The sequence below is a fragment of the Noviluteimonas lactosilytica genome (genome assembly GCF_020866925.1).
GTDB classification, from domain to species: Bacteria; Pseudomonadota; Gammaproteobacteria; order Xanthomonadales; family Xanthomonadaceae; genus Noviluteimonas; species Noviluteimonas lactosilytica.
This window is the reverse complement of sequence record NZ_JAJGAK010000001.1, coordinates 98,725-125,402: the sequence shown is the minus strand read 5'-3', so window position 1 is coordinate 125,402 and position 26,678 is coordinate 98,725. Positions and strand designations below refer to the sequence as shown.

The following is a 26,678-nucleotide window of genomic DNA, read 5'->3' as shown; positions in this document are numbered from 1 at the left end:
GCGGTTCAGAACCACTTGCGCAGATCCATGCCCGCGTAGAGCGACGCGACCTGCGGCCCGTAGCCGTTGAACGGCCGCGTCGGGATGCGGTCGGCGAACAGCTTGCTCGCGGTGCCGGAGATGCGGCGTTCGCTCGCCTGGCTCCAGCGCGGATGGTCGACATCCGGATTGACGTTGGAGAAGAACCCGTATTCCTCCGGCTGCGAAGCGTGCCACGCGGTCTCCGGCATCTTCTCGACGAACTCGATGCGCACGATCGACTTGATGCCCTTGAAGCCGTACTTCCACGGCACGAGCAGCCGCAGCGGCGCGCCGTTCTGCTGCGGCAGCGGCTTGCCGTACAGGCCGGTCGCGAGGAAGGCGAGGGGATGCATGGCCTCGTCGATGCGCAGGCCTTCGCGATACGGCCAATCGAGGATCGGCACGCGGATGCCCGGCATCTGCGCCGGATCGCCGAGCGAGACGAAGGCGACGTACTTCGCCTTCGACGTCGGCTCGAAGCGCTTGAGCACGGAGGACAGCGGCACGCCGAGCCACGGGATCACCATCGACCAGCCTTCCACGCAGCGCAGGCGGTAGATGCGTTCCTCGGGCTTGATGCCCTTCAGCAGATCGTCGAGCGACAACCGGCCGGGCTTCGCGCATTCGCCGCCGACGAGCACGTGCCACGGACTCGTCCGCAGCGTCTTGCGCGCCCGCGACGGGTCGGCCTTGCCGCTGCCGAACTCGTAGAAGTTGTTGTAGCTCGTGACGTCTTCGTAACGGGTGAGTTCCTCGTCCGTGCGGAAGCCCGCCTTCGCCTGTTCGGGGGTGATGACGGTCTTCGCGGGCGGCGGCGGTGGCGCGGCTTCGGTGCAACCGGCGAGCGTGAGCGCCGGCGAGGCGGCGAGGGCGGCGAGCAAGCGGCGGCGATCGGCGTACACCGCTTCGTCGGTGACTTCGCGCAGGGGAATCCGGAGGGCGTCGCGCAGGGACATGGTGGTGGTGTTCTCCTCGACTGTCCGACAGTTACGCCTGAAAGCGTCGAGCGGATGCGATGGCCGAGTGTCGGCACTAATTTCGGTATTGCATACTGCGGGACCACCCCACGTTAGCGATCCATACACGATGCCACGCGCCTGGAACTTCAGTGCCGGTCCCGCCACGCTCCCCGAACCGGTGCTGCGCCGCGCGCAGTCGGAAATGCTGGAATGGCGCGACGCCGGTGCGTCGATCGTCGAGATCAGCCATCGCGGGCCGGAGTTCATGGAAGTCGCGGCCGCCGCGGAGTCCGCGCTGCGCAAGCTGCTGTCGATCCCCGACGACTACGCGGTGCTGTTCACCCAGGGCGGCGCGACGACGCAACAGGCGCTGATCCCGCTGAACTTCGCCGCGCCCGGGCAACCGGCCGACTACGTGATCAGCGGCCACTGGGGCAAGACGGCGATGAAGCAGGCCGCTCCGTATGTCGCCACGCACGTGGCGGCGTCGAGCGAAGCCGATCGCTATCGCACGATTCCTGCGCGCGACACGTGGCAGCTCGCGAGCGATGCGGCCTACGTCCACATCACCGCCAACGAAACCATCCACGGCAGCGAGTTCCGCGACATTCCCGATGTCGGCGACGTGCCGCTGGTCGCCGACTTCAGTTCCTCGATCGCGAGCGAGCCGCTCGACGTGTCGAAGTTCGGGATCCTCTACGCCGGCGCGCAGAAGAACCTCGGCCCCGTGGGCATCAGCGTGGTGATCGTGCGCCGCGACCTGCTCGAACGCGACGGCCAGCCGCGTGCCGACATCTTCGACTACCGCTCGCAGCTCAAGGCGGAGTCGATGCTCAACACGCCGCCGACCTGGAACTGGTACATGCTCGGCCTGACCGTGCAGTGGATGCTGGACGAAGGCGGCGTCGAAGAGTTTGCGAAGCGCAACGCGCGCAAGGCCGCGCTGCTGTACGGCGCGATCGACGACTCCGGCGGCTTCTATCGCAACGACATCGACCCCGCCGTGCGTTCGCGCATGAACGTGCCGTTCTTCCTGCACGACGAAGCGCTGGAGAAGGCGTTCCTGTCCGAATCGAAGGCGGCGGGTCTGATCGCGCTGAAGGGCCATCGCGTGGTTGGCGGCATGCGTGCGTCGATCTACAACGCGATGCCGGAAGAAGGCGTGCAGGCGCTGGTGGCCTTCATGGACGACTTCAGGAAGCGACATGGCTGAGCGCAAGAAGGCCGCGAAGAAGGCGAAGAAGGTGGCGACGCGCGCCAAGCCGGCGCCCGTCGCAGCGCCCGAGGTCAAGCCCGATCTGCTCGCCGTGCGCGCGCAGATCGATGGCATCGACCACCAGATCCAGGCGCTGATCGCCGAACGCGCGGAGTTCGCGCGGCAGGTCGGCAAGGCGAAGGGCAAGCTCGCCGCCGCGGTCGACTACTACCGGCCCGAACGCGAGGCGCAGGTGTTGCGCCGCGTCGTGGATCGCAACGAAGGGCCGCTCGCCGACGACGTGCTGGTGCGGCTGTTCCGCGAAATCATGTCAGCGTGCCTGGCGCAGCAGGAGCCGTTGAAGATCGGCTACCTCGGGCCGGAAGGCACGTTCTCGCAGCAGGCGGTGCAGAAGCACTTCGGCCATTCGGCGAAAGGCCTGCCGCTGGCGAGCGTCGAGGAAGTGTTCGACGAAGTCGCCGCGGGCCACGCCGATTTCGGCGTGGTGCCGGTGGAGAACTCGGGGCAGGGCACGATCCAGTCGACGCTCGACCTGTTCCTCTCCTCGCCGCTGAAGATCTGCGGCGAAGTGGAGCTGCGCGTGCACCAGTACCTGCTGTCGCGCACGGGCCATATCGAAGACATCGAACGCGTGTATTCGCACGGTCTGTCGCTCGCGCAGTGCAAGTCGTGGTTGCGCCAGCATCTGCCGAAGTCGGAAAAGATCGCGGTGTCGAGCAACGCCGAAGCCGCGCGCCGTGCACGCAACGCCGACGATGCGGCCGCGATCGCGGGCGAGAACGCCGCGCACGTCTACGGCCTGCGCATCGTCGCCGGTCCGATCGAGGATCGCCCCGACAACACGACGCGCTTCCTCGTGATCGGCCGCAACGTGTTCCCGCCGTCGGGCAACGACCGCACCTCGCTGATGGTGTTCGTGCGCGACCAGCCCGGCGCGTTGTTCCGCGTGCTCGAACCGCTCGCGCGCCGCGGCGTCAGCATGAATCGCATCGAGTCGCGGCCCGCGCATACGGGCCTGTGGCAGTACGCGTTCTTCATCGACGTGGGCGGGCACATCGACGACGCGCCGCTGCGCGACGTCGTCTCGGACCTGGAGGACTTCGCGGAGAACGTGACCGTGCTCGGCTCGTACCCGGTGGCGGTGCCGTGAGCTTCGAGCGCCTGGCGGTCCCCGCGATCCAGGCCTTGCGTGCGTACGACCCGGGCCACGATCTCGTGGCGTGGCGGCGTCGCGTCGGGCCTTCGCTGGTCGAACTCGGATCCAACGAAAATCCGTGGGGCGCATCCCCGGCGGCGCGCGCGGCGGTGCTCGACCAGTTGCATGCGATGCATCGTTACCCCGATCCGCTCGGTGGCGACCTCAAGCGTGCGCTTGCGGCGAAGCACGGCGTCGACGTGGCGCAGATCATCCTAGGCAACGGGTCGCACGAGTTGCTGATGCAGTTCGCGCAGGTGTTCGCGGAGCCGGGCGACGAGGTGGTCGCATCGCAATACGGGTTCGCCGTCTATGCGATCGCGACGCAGGCCGTGGGTGCGACGTTGCGCGCCGCCCCGGCGTTGTCGCGCGCATCGTCGATGCCGCGCGGGCACGACCTCGATGCGCTGGCCGCGTCGATCGGGCCGCGTACCAAGCTGGTGTACCTCGCCAATCCGAACAATCCGACCGGCACGTGGTTCGGCAGCGACGCGCTCGACGCGTTCCTGCAGCGCGTGCCGCGCGACGTCGTCGTCGTGGTCGACGAGGCGTACGCCGAGTTCGTCGAAGGCGGCGCGACGGCGCTGTCGTTGTTGCCGTCGCATCCCAACCTCGTGATCGCGCGCACCTTCAGCAAGGCGTACGCGCTGGCAGGATTGCGTGTCGGCTTTGCCGTCGCCGATCCGGGGTTGATCGCAGTGGTCGAACGCGTGCGCGAGAGTTTCAACGTCAACTGCATGGGCCTGGCCGCCGCGGAAGCGGCGCTCGGCGATGTCGAACATCTTCAATGGGGGCTGGCGCGCAACGCCGAGGAACGCGCGGCGCTGGCCGATGCGCTCGCGTCGCGCGGCTGGTTCGTGCATCCCTCGCAGACGAACTTCCTGCTGGTCGAATTCGGCGATCGCACGCAGGCCATCGAGGCCGCGCTGCTCGAACGCGGCGTCGTCCCGCGCCCGATGGGCGGCTACGGCCTGCCCGGGTGCCTGCGCATCACCGTCGGCGATCGCGACGAAAACCGCCGCCTGCTGACCGTGCTGGACGAGATCGGATGAGCGTCGCGCTGCGCGAGGATTGGGTCGCATCGCCCGGCGGGCCGCTGCATGGCGACATCCATGCGCCCGGCGACAAGTCGGTGTCGCATCGCGCGATCATGCTCGCGGCGGTGGCCGACGGCACGTCGCGCATCGAAGGCTTCCTCGAAGGCGAGGACACGCTGGCGACGGCGGCGATCTTCGAACGCCTGGGCGTGCGCATCGAAACGCCCGAGTCGCGCACGCGCGTCGTGCATGGCGTCGGGCTCGACGGCCTGCAGGCCGCGCAGCACCAACTCGATTGCGGCAACGCGGGCACCGGCATGCGCCTGCTCGCGGGGCTGCTCGCGGGACAACCGTTCGACAGCGTGCTGGTCGGCGATGCGTCGCTCACGCGCAGGCCGATGCGGCGCGTGCTCGATCCGCTCGTGCGCATGGGCGCGTCGATCGCGTCGCACGACGGGTTCCCGCCGCTGCGCATCGCGGGCGGCCAGGCGCTGCGCGGGATCGCGTATTCGTCGGAGATCGCGAGCGCGCAGGTGAAGTCGGCGGTGTTGCTCGCAGGGTTGCAGGCCCAGGGCGAAACCGAAGTACGCGAACCGCACCCGACGCGCGATTACACCGAACGCATGCTGCGCGCGTTCGGCTGGCCGATCGATTTCTCGCCGGGGGTCGCGAAGTTGTCGGGCGGGCATCGCCTGCGCGCGACGCAGGTGTCGGTGCCGGCGGACTTCTCGGCGGCCGCCTTCTTCCTCGTCGCGGCGACGCTCGTGCCGGGATCGGACATCGTGCTGCGCCGCGTCGGCATGAACCCGCGCCGCACCGGCCTGCTGCGCGTGCTGCGGGCGATGGGCGCGCACATCGACATCGAAGGGCTCGGCGAGGAAGGCGGCGAAGCCGTCGCCGACCTCCACGTGCGCCACGCACCGCTGCGCGGCATCGACGTGCCCGTGGATGCGGTGCCCGACATGATCGACGAGTTCCCCGCGTTGTTCATCGCGGCCGCCTGCGCGTCGGGCACGACGACGGTGCGCGGCGCGGCGGAGTTGCGCGTCAAGGAATCCGACCGCATCGCGACGATGTCCGCGGGGCTGCGCGCACTCGGCGTCGTCGTCGACGAAACCCCCGACGGCGCAACTATCCACGGCGGGCCGTTGCGTGGCGGCAGCATCGCCTCGCAGGGCGATCATCGCGTCGCGATGGCGTTCGCGATCGCAGGCCAGGTGTGCGAGGACGTCGTGCGCATCGGCGACGTCGCGAACGTCGCCACTTCATTCCCTGGCTTCGATCGACTTGCGCGTGCGGCAGGGTTTGGGTTGCGCGACGCCTGAGGGTCGGGTTGGAGGAATGGAGGCCGCGAGTGTTTGAACGGCGGCTCGGCGCGTGCATGCGCATGTACCCCCGCCGGTCCTGCCAAGCGCCATCAATGGCCAGGCAAGGCCCGTGCGCAAAACAGGGGTCAGAGCACCATTTCCACGGAAATGGTGCTCTGACCCCTGTTTTGCCGAGGCCGACGCAACCCTACGCTTCGTCGCTTACAGGCGGAACTCGATCGGCACGACGACAGTGCCCGCAACCGCCTGCCCGTCGCGAATCGCAGGCGCGAAGCGCCACTTGCGGACGGCGTCGAGCGCGGCGCGGTCGAGGTCGCGCGAATTGCTGCTCGCGGCGACGCTGACGTCGGTCGGAACGCCGTCGGCGCCGACTTCCACCTGCACGCGCACCGTGCCCGTTTCGCGACGGCGCAATGCGCGTTGCGGGTAACGCGGGGCTGGCGAGGAGATCGGTGTCGGCGATGAAGCTTCGGCGATCGCGTTCGGTGCGCGCGACGGGGTCGGCGCGGTGGGTGCCGCAGGTGCGGCCGCGGGGCGCGGGGCTTCTTCGAGGCGCGGCTGGTCGGCGAGCGCCTGTTCGTCCGGTTCCTCCATGCCGCTCGCGCCATCGGCGTCGCGGGGCATGGGGGCGGGCAGCGGTGTGAAGCCGGGTGCGTCGGCGGTCGCGCGGACCGGTGCGGGCGAGGCGCCGCGCTGGCCGGACCACACGATGAGGAACAACAGGAGCCCCGCGAGGAAGGCGGCGCCGATGGCGATGAGCCCGCGGTGCGATGGAATCCAGCGGGTGAGGGCAGCGGTCGAACTCGTCATGACCCGATTCTGTCACGCGCGATCCCAACTGCCGGTCGGCACGAAGCGCCCGTGGAGGCCATAATTCAGCCCCCGTATCGAATCGTGTGGCCCCATGCTCGACCCCCAGCTGCTGCGCAACCAACCCGCCGAACTTGCCGAGAAGCTCCGCACCACGCGCGGTTTCGACCTGCCGGTCGGGTACATCGAACAGCTGGAAGCCGAGCGCAAGCGGATCCAGGTGCGCACGCAGGAATTGCAGAACCTGCGCAACACGCGCAGCAAGGCGATCGGCCAGGCGAAGGCGAAGGGCGAGGACGTCGCCGCGCTGATGGCGGAAGTCGCCGGCTTCGGCGACGAGCTCAAGGCTTCGGAGATCGAACTCGAGCGCATTCGCGGCGAGCTCGAAGCGCTCGCGCTCGTGATCCCCAACATTCCCTACGACGACGTGCCGCCCGGCGAAGACGAAGCGCACAACGTCGAACAGCATCGCTGGGGCACGCCGCGCGCGTTCGACTTCGCGGTGAAGGATCACGTGCAACTCGGCGAACGCAACGGCTGGCTCGACGGCGACACTGCGGCGAAGCTCAGCGGCGCGCGCTTCACGATCCTGCGCGGCCAGCTCGCGCGCCTGCATCGCGCGCTCGCGCAGTTCATGATCGACCTGCACACCGGCGAGCACGGTTACGAAGAAACCAACGTGCCGCTGCTCGTCAACGCCGACTCGATGCGCGGCACGGGCCAGTTGCCGAAGTTCGAGGAAGACCTGTTCGCCACGATGATCCATGGCGACGACGCGGCGCGCCGTTATCTCATTCCGACTTCGGAAGTGCCGCTCACCAACATCGTGCGCGACGTGATGATCGACGACGCGCGCCTGCCGATGCGCATGACCGCGCACTCGATGTGCTTCCGCGCGGAAGCCGGCAGCCATGGCCGCGACACGCGCGGCATGATCCGCCAGCACCAGTTCGAGAAGGTGGAGTTGGTGTCGATCGCGCGCCCGGCGGAATCCGGCGAAGAACACGAACGCATGACGCGCTGCGCCGAAGTCGTGCTGGAAAAGCTGGGCCTGCCGTATCGCCGCGTGTTGCTGTGCTCGGGCGACATGGGCTTCGGTGCGGCGAAGACGTACGACCTCGAGGTGTGGCTGCCGTCGCAGGACACGTATCGCGAGATCTCGTCGTGCTCGAACTGCGATGCCTTCCAGGCGCGTCGCATGCAGGCGCGTTTCAAGAATCCGGCGTCGGGCAAGACCGAGCCGGTGCACACGCTCAACGGTTCCGGCGTCGCGGTCGGCCGCGCGTTGATCGCGGTGATGGAGAACTACCAGAACGCCGACGGCACCATCACGGTGCCGCCGGTGTTGCGCCCTTACATGGGCGGGGCCGAAGCGATCGGCTGATCGCTTCGACGGACGCGCTTACGCGACTTCGAGTTCGCGCGCTTCGACGTTCGAGGCGCCGATCGACGCATGCGCCGAGGCAATGGCGTCGGTGCGGTGCTGCGGCGAGTACGCAATGCCTTCGGCACGCACGAACTCGACGTCGGTGACACCCAGGAAGCCCATCACGTAGCGCAGGTAGTTCTCCTGGAAGTCGGCGTCGTGGCCATGGATGCCGCCACGCGCGCTCGCCACGATCAGCTTCTTGCCCTTCGCCAGGCCTTCGGGACCGGCTTCGGTGTAACGGAACGTCTTGCCGGCCACCGCCACGCGGTCGATCCACGCCTTGAGCGTCGAGGGGATACCGAAGTTGTACATCGGCGCGCCGATCACGATGACGTCGCTGGCGAGGAACTGATCCATGGTGGCGTCGCCGGCGGCCTTGGCCTCGGCGTTCGCACCGGTCAGCTCGGCGCCGGTGAGGTGGGGGAGCGGATTGGCGTCGAGATCGCGGTAGTCGACGGTCAGGCCCGGCACGGCCGCCTGCCAGCGCGCGACAATCGCTGCGCTCAGTTCGCGGCTGACGGAGTTGGCGCCCAGGGCGCTGGTATCCAGGTGGAGCAGTTTCATGGTCCGGTCCTCAATGCTCGGCAGCGGGGCTGCTGCGTTGGGGAGGACTTTAGGCCGTTGCAGGAATGGGATAAAGGTGGTCCAATGCCACGCATCGTTGCTTGTGATGCAACGACCTCATGAATGAGCCGGGAGACGGGTCATGCAGGATCTCAACGATCTCTATTACTTCTCCGCCGTGGTCGACAACGGTGGGTTCGCCGCCGCCGAGCGTGCGCTCGGCATCCCCAAGTCGCGCCTGAGCCGGCGCATCAGCGCGTTGGAGAATGAACTCGGCGTGCGCCTGTTGCAACGTTCGACGCGGCGCTTCGCCGTCACCGACGTCGGCAGCGCGGTGCATCGCCATGCGCAGACGATGCTCGAGGAAGCGAAGGCCGCGCGCGAAGTCGTCGATCGCCTGAGCTCCGAACCGCGCGGCACCATTCGCCTCAGTCTGCCGGTGAGCATCGCGCAGGAGATGATTCCGAAGCTGATGCCGGAGTTCCTCGCCAAGTATCCGCAGGTGCGCGTGCAGCTCCACGTGAGCAACCGCCGCGTCGATGTGATCAACGAAGGCTTCGATCTCGCGATCCGCGTGCGCAACAAGCTCGACGACGACGGCAGCCTGGTGATGCGCACCTTCGGCCAGATCCAGGAATTGCTCGTCGCCAGCCCCGGTTATCTCGATCGCATGGGACGCCCCAAGGATCCGGACGATCTGAAGGAGCACGTCACGCTCAGCATGAGCGAAGACGAAGCGCGCCAGCGCTGGGACCTGCAGGACGCCGGCGGCGACACGCGCCGCGTCGAACTCAAGCCGCGCCTGGCCGGCTTCGATTTCCCGATGTTGATGGCGCTCGCGCGACAGGGCATCGGCATCACCATGCTGCCCGAAACGGTGTGCGCCGAAGCGATCCGCAACGGCGAACTCGAAGTCGTGTTGCCGAACTGGCGCCTGCCGCAGGGCATCGCGCACCTGGTGTTCGCATCGCGTCGCGGCCTGTTGCCCGCGGTGCGCGCGATGATCGACTTCCTCGCCGAACGCATGCCGCAGTTGATCGAGGAGTCGCGACTGCATTGCCGCAACTGCCCGCCGGAGGAACAGAAGGCGCTCAATGCGTCTTCGCGCGGTGGTGCGCGTGCGACGGAGCGTAGAACTGCGCCGCAGTGATCGTGGCGCACGTGCGGAACTGCAGTTGTTCCTCGATTCCCTTGCGCAACACGGGGCCGATGCACTCGCGCTGCATGGTGCCAAGCCATGCGATCTTGGCGCCGATCATCTTGTCGACGGGTGGACCTGGTACGAAAAGATAATGACCATCCTCGTGCCAGTAGACGTTGAGCGTCTCGGACATTCGTAAGCAGCCACGCGGGAGTGGCCGCATACTCGCCAATAGTGGGGTTGGTTGTGTATCCCCCGGTTCGGGGAATTTTGGTTCAAGTCTGCGCGCGCATGCGTCGCAACCATTGACGCGTGCGTGCACGCAACGGCATCAACGTGAAACTGTAGAGGCGCGACAACGTGCGCCGACTGCGCGGAATCCTATGTCCCATGCCCTGTTGCAGGACATACTGGCAGGGATTGCAGAAGCCGCACGGCTCCATCTTGCGTGAAGGCTTGTGGCAGAACCACGTCATCGCCATCAAGGGTTGCCACCCGTTGCGGGTAACCGCTGCGGACATGTCTTCCTTGCGCGTCATGAAGATCGGGCACGAGAACGGGCCGAAGACTTTGCGGATGTCGTCTTCCGCGTCGTTTCGCATGCGATAGGTGGGGCCCGCGGGCGATGCCACCAACTCCATGTTCCTCTCGAGGGCCGCGTGCGCGCCGCGCGGCGCGTTCTCGACGGACAACTCGACGCCGTCCAAACCATGTTGCTTGCAGTAGCGCGCGATGAACGCGTACTGGTCGCCGATGCGGACCTTCTGGAGGACGCGATTGAACGCGCGTTCGATGTCCTCGTCGGGTGCGATGTCTTCCATGCACACGACCGTCGTCGGTTGCAGCAACGCGCGCGCGTGCGGATACGATGTCGCGATCGCCTCGCGCAGGTGCTCCATCGTCCGCATTTCGACGGGCGCGGAGGCGCGCTTGGCGTCGTAGATGTAGATCGGCGCCACCGGGAGGCGAAGCTGCAGGAGCAGCATCAACAGCCGGTAGGTCGAATCCCACCCGCCAGTCCAGAGCAGCTGTACGGGGGTCTCTTGGGGCATCGGTCGGATCCTTCGACGCTGGATAGCGAACGATGGTAGCGGGGGGGATGTGAAAATCGCCGCGTGGTCGCCGACCCCCGACAGCCGGTAGCATGGCGGCCGCGAGGCGCGGCGCGCCTTCGGAGGGATGGCCGAGCGGTTTAAGGCACCGGTCTTGAAAACCGGCGTGGCAGCGATGTCACCGTGGGTTCGAATCCCACTCCCTCCGCCAAATTCCTTCGGTTTCAGGGTGTTTCATCCGGGGCTCGATCCTCCCAGGACGGCTTCCACGCGGCGCGCGAGATCGAGCAAGCGGCCGTCCTGGCCGCGCGGACCATCCAGTTCCAAGCCCAGCGGGAGCCTAACGCTCGAGCGGCCCATCGGAAGGCTGATGCCCGGCAAGCCGGCCAGACTTGCGCCGATGGTGTGCTTCGCCAGGGCCAGGTCGGTGACCTCGTGGCCCGCGATGAAGAAGTTCGACTGGTGCGCGATCGACGGCGCCGTGGTGGGCGTCGTGGGGAACAGAAGCGCGTCGACGTTGCCGGCCGTGAATGCGGCGTCGTATCGGCGCTGGATCTCCGGACGATCGACGGTGACTGCCTGGTCGTACTCCGCGCGAGAGAAGCCTGCGCCACCGGGAAGCACCATGTGCCCCCAGGCTTCCTTCAGCCCGGGCTTGAGGTCGCGCAGGATCTCCTCGAACACGACGGGCACGTCGTTGATGCGCAGGAACTCCGCAACGGCGTCCATCGTTTCGTGGAAGAAGATGCGCCACGTCGACCGTTCGACGATCGACGCGTAGTCGTCGCCGAGATCGATCTCGACGATGTCCGCGCCTTCCGCGCGCAACTGACGCAGCACTTCGTTGAAACGGACCTCGACCTCCGGTTCGATCCGTTCGAGATGCTGCCTGGGCGCATAGGCCAAGCGAACGCCACGCAGATCGGCGGGTCCGCGCGTCGCCGTGAAAGGCGAACGCGTGACGACGTGGTCGATCAGCAGGCAATCCTCGACGGACCGCGCGAGCACGCCCGGCGTGTCGAGCGTGTGCGAAATCGGCGCGACGCCATCGCCCGACCAGCGCCCCGGCGTGGGCTTGAAGCCCACCACGCCGGTCAGCGAAGCCGGCACGCGGATCGACCCGACCGTGTCGCCACCGAACGCGGCAGGCACGATGTGCGCGCCGACGGAAGCGCCTGCGCCACTCGACGAACCACCGGTGACATGGTCGGGGTTGCGCGGATTCCTCGCCTGGCCGTAGGGCGCGTTGTTGCCGGTGAGTCCATAGGACATCTCGACGAGGTTGTTCTTGCCGAACACGATGCCGCCTGCATGCTTGAGCGTCGCGACGAGCGCGGCATCGCGATCGGGCACGTAGTGCGCGAGGTTCCCGACGCCGAGCGTGGTGCGAATGCCACGCGTCAGGTAACTGTCTTTCACGCCCAACGGAACGCCAAGCAACGGGGCCGTGGCGCCAGTGGCGCGCGCCTTGTCCGCATCGCGCGCCGCGGTGAGTACGGCCGCTTCATCGATGGTGATGAAGGCATTCAAGTTCGCGTGATCGCGAGCGCGCTGCAACAGGGCGAGGGCATAGCGCTCCGACGAGATCGCGCCATCGCGAATGGCCGCTGCTGCGCTCGCCACGCCCAGTTCGGCGAGCTTGTCGGCCTCGTGCGATGACGCGCTGCGGGCGGGGGATTCGTTCTCGAACATGGAGCACCTCGTGTCTTGATTGCCCCGCGTGATGGGGCGGGGGCGAGGCCGCAATCTACGCGCGGAGACCGATGGCCTGAATGTCGCAGATCCCTCGATTCTGGTCGTGCCCGGCCGCACCATGCCGGGAGCGGCGGCGGATGACACAATCGCGCGATGCGCCCCTTGCTCGAATCGCTCGGCATCCCGCTTCCGATCCTGCAGGCGCCGATGGCGGGTGTGTCGTCGCCCGCGATGGCAGCGGCCGTTTCGCAGGCCGGCGGCCTGGGTGCGATCGCGGTCGGCGCGATGGATGCCACGCAGGCGCGCGAAGCGATCCATGCCTTCAAGCGGCTGTGCACGGGACCCCTCAACGTCAACGTGTTCGTGCACCGCAGCGCGGTCGCGGATGCGCGCAGGGAAGCGGCGTGGCTGCAACGCCTGCGTCCCGGGTTCGAGCGCTTCGGCGCGCAACCGCCGGAGGCGTTGCGCTCGCCGTACGTGTCGTTCCTCGACGACGCAGACGTGCTTGCGCTGCTCGTCGAAGAACGCCCGCGCGTGGTGAGCTTCCACTTCGGTCTTCCGCACGCGGCGCAGGTCGCGGCGCTGCGCGATGCCGGCATCGTGTTGCTCGCGACCGCGACCAACCTCGACGAAGCACGTGCGATCGAAGCCGCGGGACTCGACGCCATCGTGGCGCAGGGGTACGAAGCTGGCGGACATCGGGGCATGTTCGATCCGGAAGCTGAAGACGCGCGTCTCGGCACCTTCGCGTTGACGCGCGTGCTCGCGCGCAACGTGTCGCTGCCGATCGTCGCGGCGGGCGGGATCATGGCTGGCGCAGGTATCGCGGCCGCGATGGCGCTGGGTGCGAGCGCCGCGCAACTGGGCACCGCGTTCGTCGCCACCGATGAATCGCTCGCCGATGCTGCCTATCGCGAGCGCCTGCTCGGGTCCGATGCGCACCACACGGTCATGACGCGCGCGATCTCCGGTCGCCCCGCGCGCGGTTTGCCCAACGACTTCACGCGCCTGGGCGCGACGCTCGACGACGCCGACATTCCCGATTACCCGATCGCTTACGCAGCGGGGAAGGCCTTGCACGCCGCCGCGAAGGCAGCAGGTTCCAGCGGTTACGGTGCGCAGTGGGCCGGGCAGGGCGCGCCGCTCGCACGCGCGATGCCGGCAGGCGAACTCGTGCATACGCTCGCACGCGAACTGATCGATGCACGCACTTCCAACGCGTCATCCCCCACGACAGGAGCCATGCGATGAACTCGTCCACGTCCAACGTCGCGCCGATCGAAAAGGCGCTCTTCACGATGCACACCCACGTCGTCGGCGGCCGCCACGACGGCACCGGCCGTTCCGAGGACGGTCACCTCGACGTCAAGCTCGCCATGCCGGGCAGCGGCAAGCCCGGCACCAACCCCGAAGCCTTGTTCGGCGTCGGCTGGTCGGCGTGCTTCCTCGGTGCGCTCGGCGCGGTGATGGGCCAGCGCAAGATGCGCATGCCGCCGGAGACCGCGATCGACGCGGAGGTCACGCTCGGCAACATCGCCGACGGCAACTACCAGATCGCGGTGAAGATGCGCATCGACATCCCCGGTCTCGAGATGGCGCTCAAGCGCGAACTCGTCGAAGCCGCGCACCAGGTCTGCCCGTACTCGCGGGCAACGCGCGGCAACATCGACATCCAGTTCGAGATCGCGTAGCCCCAACGTGTAACCGAATGTATCCGCGCGCGTAGGCGATACACGGGCTTGCAAGCCCGCGCCCGCGCGACACAACCGCAATACGTTCCAGCCGGATCCTGCGCGACCCCGAAGCTCGCGCAGGATCCCGCATGTTCGATCACGTATTGGCGTTCGCCGCCGGCATGGCGACGATCGCATCGCCCTGCATCCTTCCCGTGCTGCCCATCGTGCTCGCGACGACCGCGGGCCGCAGCAGGATCGAGCCGCTGCTGATCATCGCCGGGTTCGTCGCGACGTTCGCGGCGGGCGGCATCCTGATCGGCGCGCTCGCCGCCAGTTCGGGCGAGCTGCAGAACGGCATCCGCAACGCATCGATCGGCATCCTGTTGCTGGCGGGCATCGCGTGCGTGTGGCCCGCACCATTCGAATGGCTGGTCGCGCGCTTCGCGATGCTGCGCGCGAAGTTCTCCAGCGGCCGCGCTCCCGTGCGCATACCTGAAGGCAAGCTCGGTGCGCTGCTCATCGGCGCGTCGCTCGGCGCCGCGTGGACGCCGTGCGCGGGCCCCGTGCTCGCATCGGTACTCGCGCTCGCCGCGAGCTCGCAGGCGCCCGGCGAAGCCACGGGGCTGCTCGCGCTCTATGCCATCGGTGCAGGCGTGCCGATGCTCGCGATCGCCTATGGCGGTCGCTGGGTCTCCGCGCGCCTGGCCGTCCTCACCCGGCGCGCCGACCTGTTTCGCACGGTGTTCGGTGTCGTCGCCATCGCGGTCGCTGTCCTCCAGTTCTTCCACTACGACGTCGCCCTGACCGCGTGGGCGACGCAGTGGCTCCCCGCCGTTTCCACAGGACTCTGATCATGAACAAGATGCTTGCCGCCGCCGCCCTTGCTTCCGCATGCCTGACCGGTGCGTGCGCGGCCGACACCTCCGCCACGCCGTACACCGTCGACGCCGCGAAGGGCGCCTCGGCGCCGACCGCGCCGGAATTCGCCGGCATCCAGAACTGGATCAACACCGAGCCGCTCACGATGCAGCAGTTGCGCGGGAAGGTCGTGCTCGTGGAGTTCTGGACGTACGACTGCATCAACTGCATCCGCACGATGCCGCACGTCAAGGAATGGCACGAAAAGTACGAGAAGGACGGTCTCGTCGTCGTCGGCGTGCATACGCCCGAATACGGGCACGAGCGAATCCTCGGCAACGTGCAGGCCTCGGTGAAGCGCTTCGGCATCACCTATCCGGTCGCGCAGGACAACGCCTACAAGACCTGGAACGCGTACGGCAATCGCTACTGGCCGGCGCTGTACCTGGTCGACAAGCAGGGACGCGTGACCTACGCGCACTTCGGCGAGGGCGCGTACATGCAGACCGAAGCGCACATCAAGGCGCTGCTGGCCGCGAAGTGACTTCGTAACGGTTTGTATCCACTCGCCCAGGCGACACGCGGTGCGACCAAACGCGCGCCGCGCCGACATCCCCCGGATACCGGCGCGGCGCGAAATACACACCACGCAACGACGCACTCCACCAGGAACACCCACCCATGTCTCTTTCCACCCTCCACAAGGCGCACGCATCGATCACGCGCCGCCTCGACGGCGCCGGCCACTGGGTCGCACCGCTGGGCCTGCGCGCGATCCTTGCGTGGGAGTTCTTCGAGGCCGGCCGCGAGAAGCTTTACGGCGACAACTGGTTCGCCGACATCGCGGACAAGTTCCCGCTGCCGTTCTCGCTGCTCAGCGCGAACCTCAACTGGACGCTCGCGACCTGGGTCGAACTGATCGGCGCCGCCGCGCTGCTGCTCGGCGTCGGCACGCGCTTCGCCGCGATCTCGCTGTTCGTGCTGACCATCGTCGCGATCGACGCGGTGCACTGGCCCGCGCAGTGGTCGAGCTTCGCCGAACTGTGGCAGGGCTACGCGATCACCGACGACGGGTTCGGCAACTACAAGCTGCCGCTGTTGTTCCTGCTGATGCTCGTGCCGCTGATGTTCAACGGCGGCGGTCGCTTCAGCGTCGACCACCTCGTTTCGAATCTGTATCGCCCCCGCGATGCAACCCACGCGGCCTGAGCCGCACCTTCCCCCCTGGAGTTATGCCAATGTCCCGTGACAACACCCGCAACAAGTCGGCCGGAATGCTCGGCCTCGCGCTCGCCGGCCTCGTGCTGAGCGGCTCGGCCTTCGCGATGCAGCCGCTCGCGCAGGGCTACATGGTCGCCGCTGCGCACGCCGCTTCCGAAGGCAAGTGCGGCGAAGGCAAGTGCGGTTCCGATGAGAAGCCCACCAAGCAGGCTTCCGCGAAGAAGACGGCCGAAGGCAAGTGCGGCGAAGGTCAGTGCGGCGACGAGCGTTTCAACGCCGCCGACACCAACGACGACGCGCTGATCTCGCTGTCCGAGTTCCTCGCTGTCGCGCCGGGCCAGAACGCCCTGTTCGCGAAGAAGGACGTCAACCGCGACGGCTTCATCGACGAGCGTGAGTCGTACGAGAGCGTCAAGGCGGCCTACAACGACAACGGTCGCGAGTTGCCTAGCGGGCTGTTCCACGACGTCCCGACCAAGTAAACGCCTGCTTGCGATCGACCTGCTGTCGATCCACGTGTTCGATACGCGCCCCTGCCGCGTGGCAGGGGCGCGCTCTTCCAGGAAACCTTTTCCATGCGCACCCTCGATTCGACCACCACGGCCGGCCTCGGCCTGCGACGCGGCTTGTTGCCCGAGCTCCTTGCGATGAAGCATGGTGCGGTCGACTTCCTCGAAGTCGCGCCCGACAACTGGATCGGCGTCGGTGGCAGATTCGGCGAACAGCTCGCTCAGCTGGCCGCACGCTTTCCCATCAGTGCGCACGGCCTGTCGCTGTCGCTCGGCGGCGTCGAACCGCTCGACATGGACCTGCTGCGCCGGACGCGCGAATTCAACGAGCGCCACGGCGTCGTGCTGTACAGCGAGCATCTGAGCTACACGTCCGACGACGGTCAGCTGTACGACCTCATGCCCATTCCCTTCACCGATGAAGCGGTGAAGCACGTCGCCTCGCGCATCCGCCAGGTGCAGGACGTGCTCGGCCGCCGCATCGCGGTGGAAAACGTGTCCTACTACGCCGCGCCGTTCCAGGCGCTGGCGGAAGTCGACTTCATCAACGCCGTCCTCGCGGAGGCGGACACCGACCTCCTGCTCGACGTCAACAACCTCTATGTCAATGCGATCAACCACGGGTACGACGCGGAGAGCTTCCTCGCGCGCCTGCCGGCGGATCGCATCGCGCAGTACCACATCGCCGGCCATTTCGACGAAGACATCGACCTGAAGGTCGACACGCATGGCGCACCGGTGAAGGCGGACGTGTGGACGCTGCTCGAAAGCGCGTATCGCCGCTTCGGCGTGAAGCCGACGCTGCTGGAGCGCGACTTCAACTTCCCGCCGCTGGCCGAACTGCTCACCGAAACCGGGCGCATCCGCTCCATCCAGACGATCTACCACGATCGTGCGCGACTGAAGGCGCTGTCCCATGCGTGATGTCCTGCGCGAGCAACAGTTCGCCCTGGCGCGACACATCCGCGACCCGGGACGCCATGCGCCGCCGCCGCGCATCGAAGCGCGCCGGCTCAAGGTGTACCGCGAGTTGTTCTTCAACAACGTCGACACGTTGCTGTCCTCGGGCTTCCCGGTGATCCGCGAAACCTTGGGCGCTGTGAGGTGGAGGGCGCTGGTGCAGGCGTTCTTCTCGCAGCACCGCAGTCGCACGCCGTTGTTCCCGCAGTTGGCGAAGGAATTCGTCGACTACCTCGAGGGGCGTGCGGGCGATCCGGCGATCGCGGCGTGGCTGCCCGAACTCGCGCACTACGAGTGGGTCGAGCAGCAGCTGTTCACCAGCGACGCGCGCATGCCGCCGCACGACGTGGGTGGCGATGTGCTCGACCACGTGCTCGTGCTGTCGCCGCTCGCGTTGCCGCTCGCGTATCGGTGGCCGGTGACCGACATCGGTCCGGGCTTCGTCCCGAACGCCATGCCCGAACAACCGACGACGCTGCTCGTGCATCGCGACGCGGAACACGAAGTGCGCTTCGTGCGCATCGCGCCGCTGGTCTACCGACTGCTGTCCGAGATCGGCGACACCGCCGACACGGGCCGCGCACATCTCGCCGCGCTCGCCGCGGAACTGCAAACCGATCCCGTCGAATTCGAAGCGCAAGGCGCGACGCTGCTGGAAACCCTCCGCACCCAGGGCGTCGTACTCGCAACCCCGCTGTAACCCCGCGTCACCCCAGCAACCCCCCACCACTGGAAACACCATGTCCCTCGAAACTGTTGTCTACACCGCGAACACCCACGTCACCGGCGGCCGCGTCGGCCGCGGCACCACCAGCGACGGCGCGGTCGACCTGCAGCTGAGCACGCCCGGCTCGGGCCGTCCCGGCACCAACCCGGAGCAGTTGTTCGGCATCGGGTATTCGGCGTGCTTCATCGGTGCGCTCGAATTCGCCGCTCGCGCGCAGAACGTGAAGCTGCCGGCCGACACGGCTGTCGACGCGGAAGTCGACCTCGGCAAGACCGCCGAAGGCAGCTTCCAGCTCGCCGTGCGCCTCAACGTGTCGCTGCCGGGCCTCGATGAGAAGACCAAGCAGGCGCTCGTCGAAACCGCGCACCAGACGTGCCCGTATTCGCGCATGACGCGCGGCAATGCGGATGTGCAGTTGCTCGTCGCCTGACGGCGACTCGGTGAAACTCACCACCGCGCGCTACTACACGCCGAGCGGCAAATCGATCCAGGCGCTCGGCATCCAGCCCGACATCGTGCTGCGCCCCGAGAAAAACGCGACCAACGGCGGCCGCCCGGAATACAGCGAAGCCACGCTCCCGCGCCACCTGCGCGGCGACGGCGAAGACATGGCCGGATCCAACGCCGGCGAAGTCCTCGACGGCGACGCCAACCCCGTCGGCGCGCCTCGCCTGGATGGCGCGGCGCGCCCGCGGGCCCCGATGCATAATCGCCGCAACCGCGGCAAGCCGAGGCGCGCATGGAATCCCTGGACCACGTGCTGGTCGTCGACGACGATCGCGAGATCCGCCAGATGGTCGCCGACTACCTGCAGAAGAACGGACTGCGCGCGACCACCGCGGCCGATGGGCGCGAGATGCGCGCCTTGCTCGACACGCATGCCTTCGATCTCATCGTGCTCGACCTGATGATGCCGGGCGAAGACGGCCTGTCGCTCGCGCGCAACCTGCGCGCCGGCAAGCACAAGGCGATCCCGGTGATCATGCTGACCGCGCGCGACGATGCGACCGATCGCATCATCGGCCTGGAGATGGGCGCCGACGATTACGTCACCAAGCCGTTCTCCTCGCGCGAACTGCTCGCGCGCATCAACGCGGTGATCCGTCGCACGCGCATGCTGCCGCCGAACCTGCAGGTCACCGAAGCGAGCCAGTTCATCGCCTTCGGCCGCTGGCGCCTGGATACGACGGCGCGTCATCTGCTGGCGCAGGACGACACCGTCGTCGCGCTTAGCGGCGCCGAGTTCCGCTTGCTGCGCGTGTTCCTCGATCATCCCAATCGCGTGCTCACGCGCGATCAGTTGCTCAACCTGACGCAGGGGCGCGACGCGGAGCTGTTCGAACGCTCCATCGACCTGCTGGTGAGCCGCCTGCGTCAACGCCTGCAGGACGACGCGCGCGAGCAGCAATACATCAAGACCGTCCGCAGCGAAGGCTACGTGTTCAGCGCCGCTGTCTCGCTCGCCGGCGACGGCGAATGATCGCGCGCGCCACGCATTGGTGGCAGCCGAAGACGCTCGCCGCGCGCCTGTCGCTGATCCTGTGCGCCGGGCTGTTGCTCGCGCATGCGCTGTCCTTCGGCTTCCTGTTCTACGAACGCTACGTCTACGCGCGCTCGATGCTGATGACCAACGTCGAGCACGACGTGATCGTCGCGGTGAACACGCTCGATCGCCTGCGGCCCGAAGATCGCGCCGCCATCCTGCCGATCCTGCACCGGCGCACCGTGACCTACACGCTGGGCCCGGGAGAGCAGGGCGTTGCGCTGACGGATCCGATGGCGCGCGAGATGGTGATGCGCATCGAGCGCGGGCTCGAGGCGAAGTATCCGTTCGAGGCGCACAAGGTCGGCCCGCAACAGATGCAGGTGCATGTGCGCCTCTCCGATGGCACGCCGCTCACCATCGACCTGACCCCGTCGGTCGCGCCGATCGCCGACTGGCTGCCGTGGGTGCTCGCGGTGCAGGTGGTCCTGCTGCTCGTCTGCGCGTGGCTCGCGGTGCGCATCGCGACGCGGCCATTGAAGCAACTGGCCGATGCGGCCGATCGCCTGAGCCCGACGGGTGAGGGCGCGCGCCTGCCGCCCGGCGGCTCGACGGAAGTCGACAAGGCTGCATCCGCATTCAACGCCATGCAGGACCGCATCGCGCAATACGTGAAGGAACGCGTGCAGATCCTCGCGGCGATCTCGCACGACCTGCAGACGCCGATCACGCGCATGCGCCTGCGCGCGGAAGCGCTCGACGATGCGACGACGCGCGAGAAGATGACCGAAGACCTCGTGCAGATGCAGCACCTGGTGCGCGAAGGCATCGCCTACGCGCGCAGTGCGCATGGTGCCGCGGAGCCGCGGCAGCGGGTCGATCTTGATGCATTCCTCGACAGCTTCACCTGCGACTATCGCGATTCCGGCAAGTCATTGACCCTCGCAGGCAACACCGGCCTGCACATCGAAACGCGCGTGCACGCGTTGCGTCGCCTGCTGGCGAACCTTGTCGACAATGCGCTCAAGTACGCGGGCCCCGCGGTCCTGCATGCCGACGTCGAAGCGGACGCGGTCCTGTTGCGCGTCGCCGATCGCGGCCCAGGCATCCCGGAAGCGGAGCTCGCCAACGTGCTGCACCCGTTCTATCGCCTCGAGTCCTCGCGCAATCGCGACACTGGCGGCACGGGCCTCGGCCTTGCCATCGCGCAGGAACTCGCGGCGTCGCTCGGTGCGACGCTGGTGCTCCGCAATCGCGAAGGCGGCGGTCTCGAAGCGACAGTACGCCTGCCGACGAACGACTAATGCAACGACCTGACGTCTTCGCGCAGGATGCGTTGCACTTCGGCGATGGCGGCCGGTTCGTTGCAGATCCCGTGCGCGGAAGGAATGACCAGCGTCGACTGCGCGCCTTCGAGCAAGGCGCTGTCGAGCGGCACGGTGCCGTCGGTGCGTGCGGCGCCGCGATGCCGGATCACGCCGGCGATCGTGTGGTAGCGGATGCCATCGCGCGGCAGGAGGCGTTCGCTGGCCTTGCGGATCGGCTGCATGACCTGCAGCGACGTGATGCTGTTGACGGCGCCGCGGCGATAGATCGCCTGCAACGCAGGCTGCACGGCGTCCGGGTGATCGATCGCCAGGCGCCGCAGGCGTGCGATCTCCGGCACGCCGCGACCGATCAGCACGCGCGCGATGTTCCCGGTGAGCGTGCCTGTTTTCGGGCTCCCGCGATGCGGCGCGGCCAGGAAGATCGCGCGCGTCACCCCCGGATACGCGGTGAACGCGAATACCTCCTGCACCGAGCGCACGCCTTCCGGATCGCTGTGGACCTGTTCGGGCGGTACGGTGAAGCCGGCGTCCCATAGCGCGAATGCGCTGTCGACGCAGAGCAGGCGCGCAACGACGCCCCCGAGACTGTGCCCGATCAGCACGATGCCTTCGCGCGCCGCGTCGAGGCCCGCGGGATCGACGAGCTGCCACGCGTCCTCGAGATAGGTCTGCACGCGCTTGCGCGACACGATGGTCGGTGCGTCGGTCTGATACAGCACGTGCCAGACCTGGAAGCGCGCACGCAACTCCGGATCGCCCCAGATCGCGTTGGTGACGCGCAGCCACACGCGCGGCGTGCTGCCGAGGCCATGGATCATCACCAGCGTGCGCTTGTGCGGATCGTAGTCCTGCAGCACGTGGACGCCCGCGTGACGCGCGACTTCGACGCTGCGCACGAGCCCGAGGCGCGAAAGGCGATGCAGTCGCGATGCGGCGGCGGCCCGCGCCAACGGCGCCGACGTATCGAGCGCGAGCGTGCGCGCCGCGCGACGCGTCTTCAGTACCGGATGGCGCAACGGATCGGCGATGACGAGCTTCGGCAGCGTCGCGCCCGCGGCGGGCGCTTCGATCCACGCGGTGGCGGCGCGATGCACGCCTTCGTAGGGCAGCAACGCGCAGTACGGCGAGTCGTCGCAGGGTGGCGAGTCGACGACAAGGGGGACGCCGAACCCCGGCATGGCAAGACGCGTGCCGCCGAGGACCTCCATCGCCACGGATTGTGCGGTCGCGATGCGCAGCGACGACTTCAGGCAGGGAGACAGATCGCGAAACTCGACCTGCAGGCGAACACCGTCGATCGACGCAACGCCTTCGGTCCACGGGGACGCGTGCCTGGCGAGCAGCCGTTGCAACAGGCGTTCCGTGCAGTGCGTTGCGGTCGACGCCGCGGTGTCGGCGACGCGCGCATCGCACGTGGTCTCCATCTCATTCCACGAGGCGCTCGCCCACGCGAGCCAATCGTTGCTCGCCACACGCGCCTCGTGGTGCCACAGTGCCATGCACCAGTTTTACGCCTTCGCGAACTCGGCGGCATGCCGTTCGACGAACTCGCGCATGGTCGTCGGCGCGCGCCCGGTGAGCTTCGTGTAGTCGTCGGTCATGCGGTCGTAGCGGCCTTCGCGATGCAACTCGACCATCGCGGCGAGATGCCCCAGCAAGTGCGCCGGCACTCCCAGTTGCGCGAGGCGCTCGCTCCACGCGGCGGGCGGCACGTCCTGGTGGCGAATCTCGCGGCCGAGCACGTCGGAAAACGTGCGCGCGTAATGCGCGACATCCGCGGACTCCGCACCCGTGAGGTTGTAGATCCTGCCGATGTGCGGCGCGGGATCGTCGAGGACGGTCGCGACGGCGCGCGCCACGTCGATCGAAGAGATCGGCGATGTCCTGCTCGTACCCAGCGGCAGCACGATCGCATCCTGTTCGCGCACGCCCTGTGCGGCCAGGCGCAGGAAGAAGCTCTCGATGAACACCGTCGGCCGCATCGTCACCACCGGCAGGCCCGACCACGCGAGCGCCTGTTCGGCGAGCCAGTGCTGCTTGTGCTGCGGGCTGTTCGTCGTCTCGGTGATGCTCATCTGGGTGACGGTCATCTGCGACATGTTGACGAAGGCCTCGACCCCGTGGTGCTTGGCGACCGCGGCGACGTTGACGGTGGCCTCCAGGTACGCGGGCGACACCGACATGCCGAAGTAGAGGCGCTTCACGTCCTGCATCGCCGCGTGCATCGACTCGAGGTCGGTGAGGTCGCCTTGCACGACTTCGGCGCCGAGATCGCGCAGGGCCTGCGCGCGATCGTCTTCGCGACGCACGAGGGCGCGCACGCGGTGGCCTTTTTCGAGCAGGAACGTGGTGACGTTGCGACCGATGGCGCCGAGGTCGCCTGCGGCGCCGGTGACGAGGATGGGGGCTTGGGTGTTCATGGAAATTCTCTGACGATGGATCGAACGGGGAAAGGCGTCAGGCAGCGGCAGGCGCCGGGGCGAACGCGGGACGAATGACGAACAGTGCGGACGCGGCGGCAGCGGCCATCAGCAGCGCGAGCGCGACGGTGGGCGACAGCGCGAGCGCCTGCAGCAGCACGAGCGTGAGCGTCGCCGCGCCCATCTGCAGGAAGCCCAGCAGTGCCGACGCCTGGCCCGCCTGCGCGGCGAACGGCTGCAGCGTCATCGCGGTGGTCGTCGGCTGCGTGAGGCCGATGCCGAACAGGAAGGTGGTCGCAGCGGCGACATACACCGGCAAGCCGAGGCCACCCGCGAGGCCGGTGGCGAAGGCGATGAGCGCCGCGCCACCGATGATCGCCAGGCCGATGCCGACCACGCGCGGCGCACCGATGCGCGCGCTCCAGCGCGACGCACGACTGGCGGCCGCGAACACGGCCAGCACCGCCGCGCCGAAGAACACGCCGATGCCGATCGTGCCCAGGTGGAAGACGTTGCGCAGGATGCCCGGCGTCGCGGCGAAGTAGGCGAACAGCGCGCCCATCGACATCGCGTTCGCGAACGCAGGACGCATGAAGCGCGGGTCCTTCAGCAGCGCCATGTAGCCGCGCGACAGCTTGCCGACGCCGTGGCGCGTGCGCAGCGGCTTCGGATGCGATTCACCGACGAGCTTCTGGTGCGCGATGGCAACGCCGATCGCCGCGATCACCAGCGCGACCAGCGTGGCGCGCCAACCGAACGTCGTGCCGATCACCGCGCCGATCAACGGCGAGAAGCCAGGCGCGGCCGCCATGATCGACATGACCAGGCCGATCGCGCGGCCGAGCGCCGGGCCTTCGAACAGATCGCGCAACACGGCGCGCGACAACGCGGACGCAGCGGCCGCGCCGAGGCCCTGCAACGCGCGGCCGGCGAGCAACACGCTCATCTGGTCGGCCGATGCCGCAAGCAAACTGCCGCCGATGAAGATCGCCAGGCCCGCGAACAACACCGGACGACGACCGAAGCGATCCGACAGCGGCCCAGCGATCAGTTGCCCGATCGCGAACACGCCGAGGAACGACCACAACACGGCAGAGGCGCTCGCGCCCGATGCATGCACGTCGCCCAGCATCTGCGGCAGAACCGGCAGCACGATGTTGGTCGCGAGCATCGCCATTGCGGTCAGCGACGCGAGCAGCAGGATGATGGACGGGCGGGTTTCGGTGCGTTGCATGGCAGTGGTCTCGTGGCGCGGGATTCCGCACGAGTCGCACCGTAGACCCTCCCGATCGAGGCCAGTAGACTGCATTCGCGAGAACGAAGATCCCGGAAAACGGGAGGTTCGATGGACCGGCTGGAGGCGATGTCGGTGCTGGCGGCGGCCGTGGATGCCGGCAGTCTTTCGGGCGCGGCGCGCGCCTTGCAGCTGCCGCTTGCCACCGTGAGCCGCAAGGTCGCCGATCTCGAGAAGCACCTGGGCACGCAATTGCTGGTGCGCGGCGCACGCAAGCTCAACCTGACCGAAGCGGGCGCGGCCTATGTCGCGGCGTGTCGGCGCATCCTCGAGGACGTGGCCGAAGCCGAACGCACGGTTTCCGGCGAATACGCGATGCCGACCGGCGAACTCGTCGTGAGCACCACGCAGGTGTTCGGGCGCATGCACGTGCTGCCGATCGTCGTCGACTTCCTCGACGCCTATCCCGAGATCCGCGTGCGCTTCCAGCAGGTCGATCGTAGCGTGCACCTGATCGACGAACAGGTCGACGTCGCGGTGCGGTTCGGCGTTCCGAACATCGGCAATCTCGTCGCCGTGCCCGTGGGGCATGCGCGACCGATGTTGTGCGCGAGTGCCGACTACCTCGCGCGGCGCGGCGTGCCGCGCGTTGTCGAAGACCTTGCCGACCACGATTGCATCGTGACCGAGTCCATCGGCGCGGCGGGGCGGTGGGATTTCACGCACGGGTGGATCGGTTACGACGGGCCGGTGCGCAGCCGCATCGCCGTGAACACGATGGAGGCATCGCTCGAGGCGACGTTGCGCGGGCTGGGCATCGGGCAACTGTTGTCGTTCCAGGTGGAAGAAGCGCTCGCATCGGGACGGCTGCATGGCGTCCTCGATCACCTCCGTCCCGAGCCCAGTCCCATCAACCTGCTGTACGCCGCGCGCAAACCGCTGCCGCGCAAGATTCGCGCGTTCATCGATTTCGCTGCGCCGCGGTTGCGCGCGGTATCAAGCGGTTCGTGAGGCTTGCTCCCGGCACAGTTCGCGCGAGAGTGCATGCAACAACGCCGCACCGTCGCCGCTGTAGGCGCTGCCGTGCATCACCGCGAGCGTGCGCGGTGCGAGGTTCGCGAGTTTCCCGATGAGCGCTTCGGCGTTCTTCGTGTGCGAGAAGTAGTCCATCTGTCCGCGGAACGCTTCGCTCGGACCGAGGATGTCGTTTTCGGTGATCGGCGCTTTCCCGAAACCCGGCTGGGTGAACAGGTCGCCGCACAACAGCGTGCGCGTGCTTTCTTCCATCATGAAACCGCACTCCCACGCATGCGGAAGATGCGGCGCATCGATCCAGCGCATCACGTGGCTGCCGAGCGAGATCGTTTCGCCGTCGGCGAGCGCACGCGGCGGACGGTCCGCGAGATCGCCGATCGACACGAGCGCCGCCACCTGGCCGCACAGGGGCGCTGCATGCGGCGCGACGGCGAGCCACTCGTTGAGCGCACCGCATTCGTCGGCTTCCACGTGCGAGAACGCGACGTGCCGCAGTCGCTCGACGGGCATCACGTGCGCCACCGCTTCGCGCACGAGCGGGAACAGCCCGCGCAGGCCGGTATGGAAGAGCAAGGGTTCGTCGTCGAGGATCAGGTACTGGTTGAAGGAGAAGCCAGTGTCGTCTCCCGGCAGCGAGACGGGCGTATTGATGCGGTAGATGCGGTCCGCGATCTCGTGGACGTTCGTGTTGGAGTCTGAATTGGTCACGGTCATGAACGCGGCTCCGCGTGGAGGAAGGCTTCCACGAGGCCTATTCAACGTGCGCGCGGCGCGGTATCG

28 protein-coding genes, 1 tRNA gene and 1 pseudogene are annotated in these 26,678 nt (G+C 67.7%); 20 read left to right on the top strand and 10 right to left on the bottom strand.

The window, feature by feature from the left end; translation table 11 throughout:
* Window positions 1–5: 5 nt before the first annotated feature.
* Window positions 6–977, bottom strand: coding sequence for a protein-methionine-sulfoxide reductase catalytic subunit MsrP (gene msrP, locus LK996_RS00625; protein ID WP_230525242.1), 972 nt, complete (start codon window positions 975–977; stop codon window positions 6–8).
* A 130-nt stretch (window positions 978–1,107) separates the two neighbouring features.
* Here msrP and serC point away from each other — a divergent pair, with 130 nt between their 5' ends.
* The 4 genes from serC to aroA are packed head-to-tail and all read left to right on the top strand — an operon-like array spanning window position 1,108 to window position 5,753.
* Window positions 1,108–2,193 carry a 3-phosphoserine/phosphohydroxythreonine transaminase gene (serC, locus tag LK996_RS00620; protein WP_230525241.1) on the top strand — a complete coding sequence of 362 codons (1,086 nt, stop codon included), beginning with the start codon at window positions 1,108–1,110 and terminating at the stop codon, window positions 2,191–2,193.
* Window positions 2,186–3,346, top strand: a complete 1,161-nt coding sequence (gene pheA / locus LK996_RS00615) for a prephenate dehydratase (RefSeq protein ID WP_230525240.1) — start codon at window positions 2,186–2,188, stop codon at window positions 3,344–3,346. Before serC ends, pheA begins: the two co-directional genes overlap by 8 nt.
* Entirely contained in the window at window positions 3,343–4,443 is a 1,101-nt protein-coding gene (gene hisC, locus LK996_RS00610; protein WP_230525239.1) for a histidinol-phosphate transaminase, read from the top strand. The genes pheA and hisC overlap by 4 nt, the downstream gene beginning before the upstream one ends.
* Window positions 4,440–5,753: a 3-phosphoshikimate 1-carboxyvinyltransferase gene (gene aroA / locus LK996_RS00605; RefSeq protein ID WP_230525238.1), complete on the top strand. Its 1,314-nt coding sequence runs from the start codon at window positions 4,440–4,442 to the stop codon at window positions 5,751–5,753. Before hisC ends, aroA begins: the two co-directional genes overlap by 4 nt.
* A gap of 204 nt (window positions 5,754–5,957) precedes the next feature.
* On the opposite strand, the gene LK996_RS00600 is transcribed toward aroA, so the two are convergent.
* Window positions 5,958–6,566, bottom strand: coding sequence for an energy transducer TonB (locus LK996_RS00600; RefSeq protein WP_230525237.1), 609 nt, complete (start codon window positions 6,564–6,566; stop codon window positions 5,958–5,960).
* Window positions 6,567–6,660: 94 nt separating this feature from the next.
* Here LK996_RS00600 and serS point away from each other — a divergent pair, with 94 nt between their 5' ends.
* A complete protein-coding gene (serS, locus tag LK996_RS00595) occupies window positions 6,661–7,950 on the top strand; it encodes a serine--tRNA ligase (protein WP_230525236.1) in 1,290 nt (429 codons plus the stop codon).
* Window positions 7,951–7,968: 18 nt separating this feature from the next.
* Here serS and LK996_RS00590 read toward each other — a convergent pair whose 3' ends face one another.
* Complete coding sequence (locus LK996_RS00590; protein WP_230525235.1) at window positions 7,969–8,559, bottom strand: FMN-dependent NADH-azoreductase; 591 nt, start codon at window positions 8,557–8,559, stop codon at window positions 7,969–7,971.
* Between the two features lie 142 nt (window positions 8,560–8,701).
* Here LK996_RS00590 and LK996_RS00585 point away from each other — a divergent pair, with 142 nt between their 5' ends.
* Window positions 8,702–9,709, top strand: a complete 1,008-nt coding sequence (locus tag LK996_RS00585) for a LysR family transcriptional regulator (protein WP_230525234.1) — start codon at window positions 8,702–8,704, stop codon at window positions 9,707–9,709.
* Here LK996_RS00585 and LK996_RS00580 read toward each other — a convergent pair.
* Both LK996_RS00580 and LK996_RS00575 read right to left on the bottom strand, forming a co-directional pair.
* Window positions 9,651–9,893 (bottom strand): hypothetical protein, encoded by a 243-nt coding sequence (locus LK996_RS00580; RefSeq protein ID WP_230525233.1) that lies wholly within the window; start codon window positions 9,891–9,893, stop codon window positions 9,651–9,653. The two genes, LK996_RS00585 and LK996_RS00580, sit on opposite strands and share 59 nt — an antisense overlap.
* 82 nt (window positions 9,894–9,975) lie before the next feature.
* Complete coding sequence (locus tag LK996_RS00575) at window positions 9,976–10,752, bottom strand: hypothetical protein (protein ID WP_230525232.1); 777 nt, start codon at window positions 10,750–10,752, stop codon at window positions 9,976–9,978.
* 121 nt (window positions 10,753–10,873) lie between these two features.
* On the opposite strand from LK996_RS00575, the gene LK996_RS00570 reads away from it, so the two are divergent.
* Window positions 10,874–10,963 (top strand) — tRNA-Ser (locus LK996_RS00570).
* Window positions 10,964–10,986: 23 nt separating this feature from the next.
* On the opposite strand, the gene LK996_RS00565 is transcribed toward LK996_RS00570, so the two are convergent.
* The gene (locus tag LK996_RS00565; RefSeq protein WP_230525231.1) at window positions 10,987–12,444 is read right to left on the bottom strand and encodes an amidase family protein; all 1,458 of its coding nucleotides are present in this window, start codon (window positions 12,442–12,444) and stop codon (window positions 10,987–10,989) included.
* A gap of 156 nt (window positions 12,445–12,600) precedes the next feature.
* On the opposite strand from LK996_RS00565, the gene LK996_RS00560 reads away from it, so the two are divergent.
* The 12 genes and pseudogenes from LK996_RS00560 to LK996_RS00505 all read left to right on the top strand — a co-directional run bounded on the left by LK996_RS00560 (window position 12,601) and on the right by LK996_RS00505 (window position 21,185).
* Complete coding sequence (locus LK996_RS00560; protein WP_230525230.1) at window positions 12,601–13,698, top strand: NAD(P)H-dependent flavin oxidoreductase; 1,098 nt, start codon at window positions 12,601–12,603, stop codon at window positions 13,696–13,698.
* Window positions 13,695–14,138, top strand: coding sequence for an organic hydroperoxide resistance protein (locus tag LK996_RS00555; protein WP_425493688.1), 444 nt, complete (start codon window positions 13,695–13,697; stop codon window positions 14,136–14,138). Before LK996_RS00560 ends, LK996_RS00555 begins: the two co-directional genes overlap by 4 nt.
* A 131-nt stretch (window positions 14,139–14,269) precedes the next feature.
* Window positions 14,270–14,974, top strand: coding sequence for a cytochrome c biogenesis CcdA family protein (locus tag LK996_RS00550; RefSeq protein ID WP_230525229.1), 705 nt, complete (start codon window positions 14,270–14,272; stop codon window positions 14,972–14,974).
* 2 nt (window positions 14,975–14,976) lie between these two features.
* Window positions 14,977–15,525 carry a thioredoxin family protein gene (locus LK996_RS00545; RefSeq protein ID WP_230525228.1) on the top strand — a complete coding sequence of 183 codons (549 nt, stop codon included), beginning with the start codon at window positions 14,977–14,979 and terminating at the stop codon, window positions 15,523–15,525.
* 137 nt (window positions 15,526–15,662) lie between these two features.
* Window positions 15,663–16,190: an HvfX family Cu-binding RiPP maturation protein gene (locus tag LK996_RS00540; RefSeq protein WP_230525227.1), complete on the top strand. Its 528-nt coding sequence runs from the start codon at window positions 15,663–15,665 to the stop codon at window positions 16,188–16,190.
* Window positions 16,191–16,219: 29 nt separating this feature from the next.
* A complete protein-coding gene (locus tag LK996_RS00535; RefSeq protein WP_230525226.1) occupies window positions 16,220–16,684 on the top strand; it encodes an HvfA family oxazolone/thioamide-modified RiPP metallophore in 465 nt (154 codons plus the stop codon).
* Between the two features lie 93 nt (window positions 16,685–16,777).
* The gene (locus LK996_RS00530; protein WP_230525225.1) at window positions 16,778–17,635 is read left to right on the top strand and encodes an HvfB family MNIO-type RiPP peptide maturase; all 858 of its coding nucleotides are present in this window, start codon (window positions 16,778–16,780) and stop codon (window positions 17,633–17,635) included.
* Window positions 17,628–18,371 carry an HvfC family RiPP maturation protein gene (locus LK996_RS00525; protein WP_230525224.1) on the top strand — a complete coding sequence of 248 codons (744 nt, stop codon included), beginning with the start codon at window positions 17,628–17,630 and terminating at the stop codon, window positions 18,369–18,371. Before LK996_RS00530 ends, LK996_RS00525 begins: the two co-directional genes overlap by 8 nt.
* A gap of 40 nt (window positions 18,372–18,411) precedes the next feature.
* Window positions 18,412–18,828 (top strand): organic hydroperoxide resistance protein, encoded by a 417-nt coding sequence (locus LK996_RS00520; RefSeq protein ID WP_230525223.1) that lies wholly within the window; start codon window positions 18,412–18,414, stop codon window positions 18,826–18,828.
* Window positions 18,800–18,874, top strand: a pseudogene (locus tag LK996_RS16715) (hypothetical protein); the annotation flags it as partial. The gene LK996_RS00520 and the pseudogene LK996_RS16715, both read left to right, overlap by 29 nt.
* Window positions 18,875–19,137: 263 nt before the next feature.
* Window positions 19,138–19,878: a response regulator gene (locus tag LK996_RS00510; protein WP_230525222.1), complete on the top strand. Its 741-nt coding sequence runs from the start codon at window positions 19,138–19,140 to the stop codon at window positions 19,876–19,878.
* Entirely contained in the window at window positions 19,875–21,185 is a 1,311-nt protein-coding gene (locus LK996_RS00505; RefSeq protein WP_230525221.1) for an ATP-binding protein, read from the top strand. The genes LK996_RS00510 and LK996_RS00505 overlap by 4 nt, the downstream gene beginning before the upstream one ends.
* On the opposite strand, the gene LK996_RS00500 is transcribed toward LK996_RS00505, so the two are convergent.
* The 3 genes from LK996_RS00500 to LK996_RS00490 are packed head-to-tail and all read right to left on the bottom strand — an operon-like array spanning window position 21,182 to window position 24,863.
* Entirely contained in the window at window positions 21,182–22,708 is a 1,527-nt protein-coding gene (locus LK996_RS00500) for an esterase/lipase family protein (protein ID WP_230525220.1), read from the bottom strand. The genes LK996_RS00505 and LK996_RS00500 overlap by 4 nt on opposite strands.
* Before the next feature lie 9 nt (window positions 22,709–22,717).
* Window positions 22,718–23,629: an SDR family NAD(P)-dependent oxidoreductase gene (locus LK996_RS00495; protein WP_230525219.1), complete on the bottom strand. Its 912-nt coding sequence runs from the start codon at window positions 23,627–23,629 to the stop codon at window positions 22,718–22,720.
* Window positions 23,630–23,666: 37 nt separating this feature from the next.
* Window positions 23,667–24,863, bottom strand: a complete 1,197-nt coding sequence (locus tag LK996_RS00490; RefSeq protein WP_230525218.1) for an MFS transporter — start codon at window positions 24,861–24,863, stop codon at window positions 23,667–23,669.
* Between the two features lie 111 nt (window positions 24,864–24,974).
* Between LK996_RS00490 and LK996_RS00485 the strand changes: the two genes are divergently transcribed.
* Entirely contained in the window at window positions 24,975–25,874 is a 900-nt protein-coding gene (locus LK996_RS00485) for a LysR family transcriptional regulator (RefSeq protein ID WP_230525217.1), read from the top strand.
* On the opposite strand, the gene LK996_RS00480 is transcribed toward LK996_RS00485, so the two are convergent.
* Entirely contained in the window at window positions 25,860–26,612 is a 753-nt protein-coding gene (locus LK996_RS00480; protein WP_230525216.1) for an oxygen-binding di-iron domain-containing protein, read from the bottom strand. The genes LK996_RS00485 and LK996_RS00480 overlap by 15 nt on opposite strands.
* Window positions 26,613–26,678: the final 66 nt, after the last annotated feature.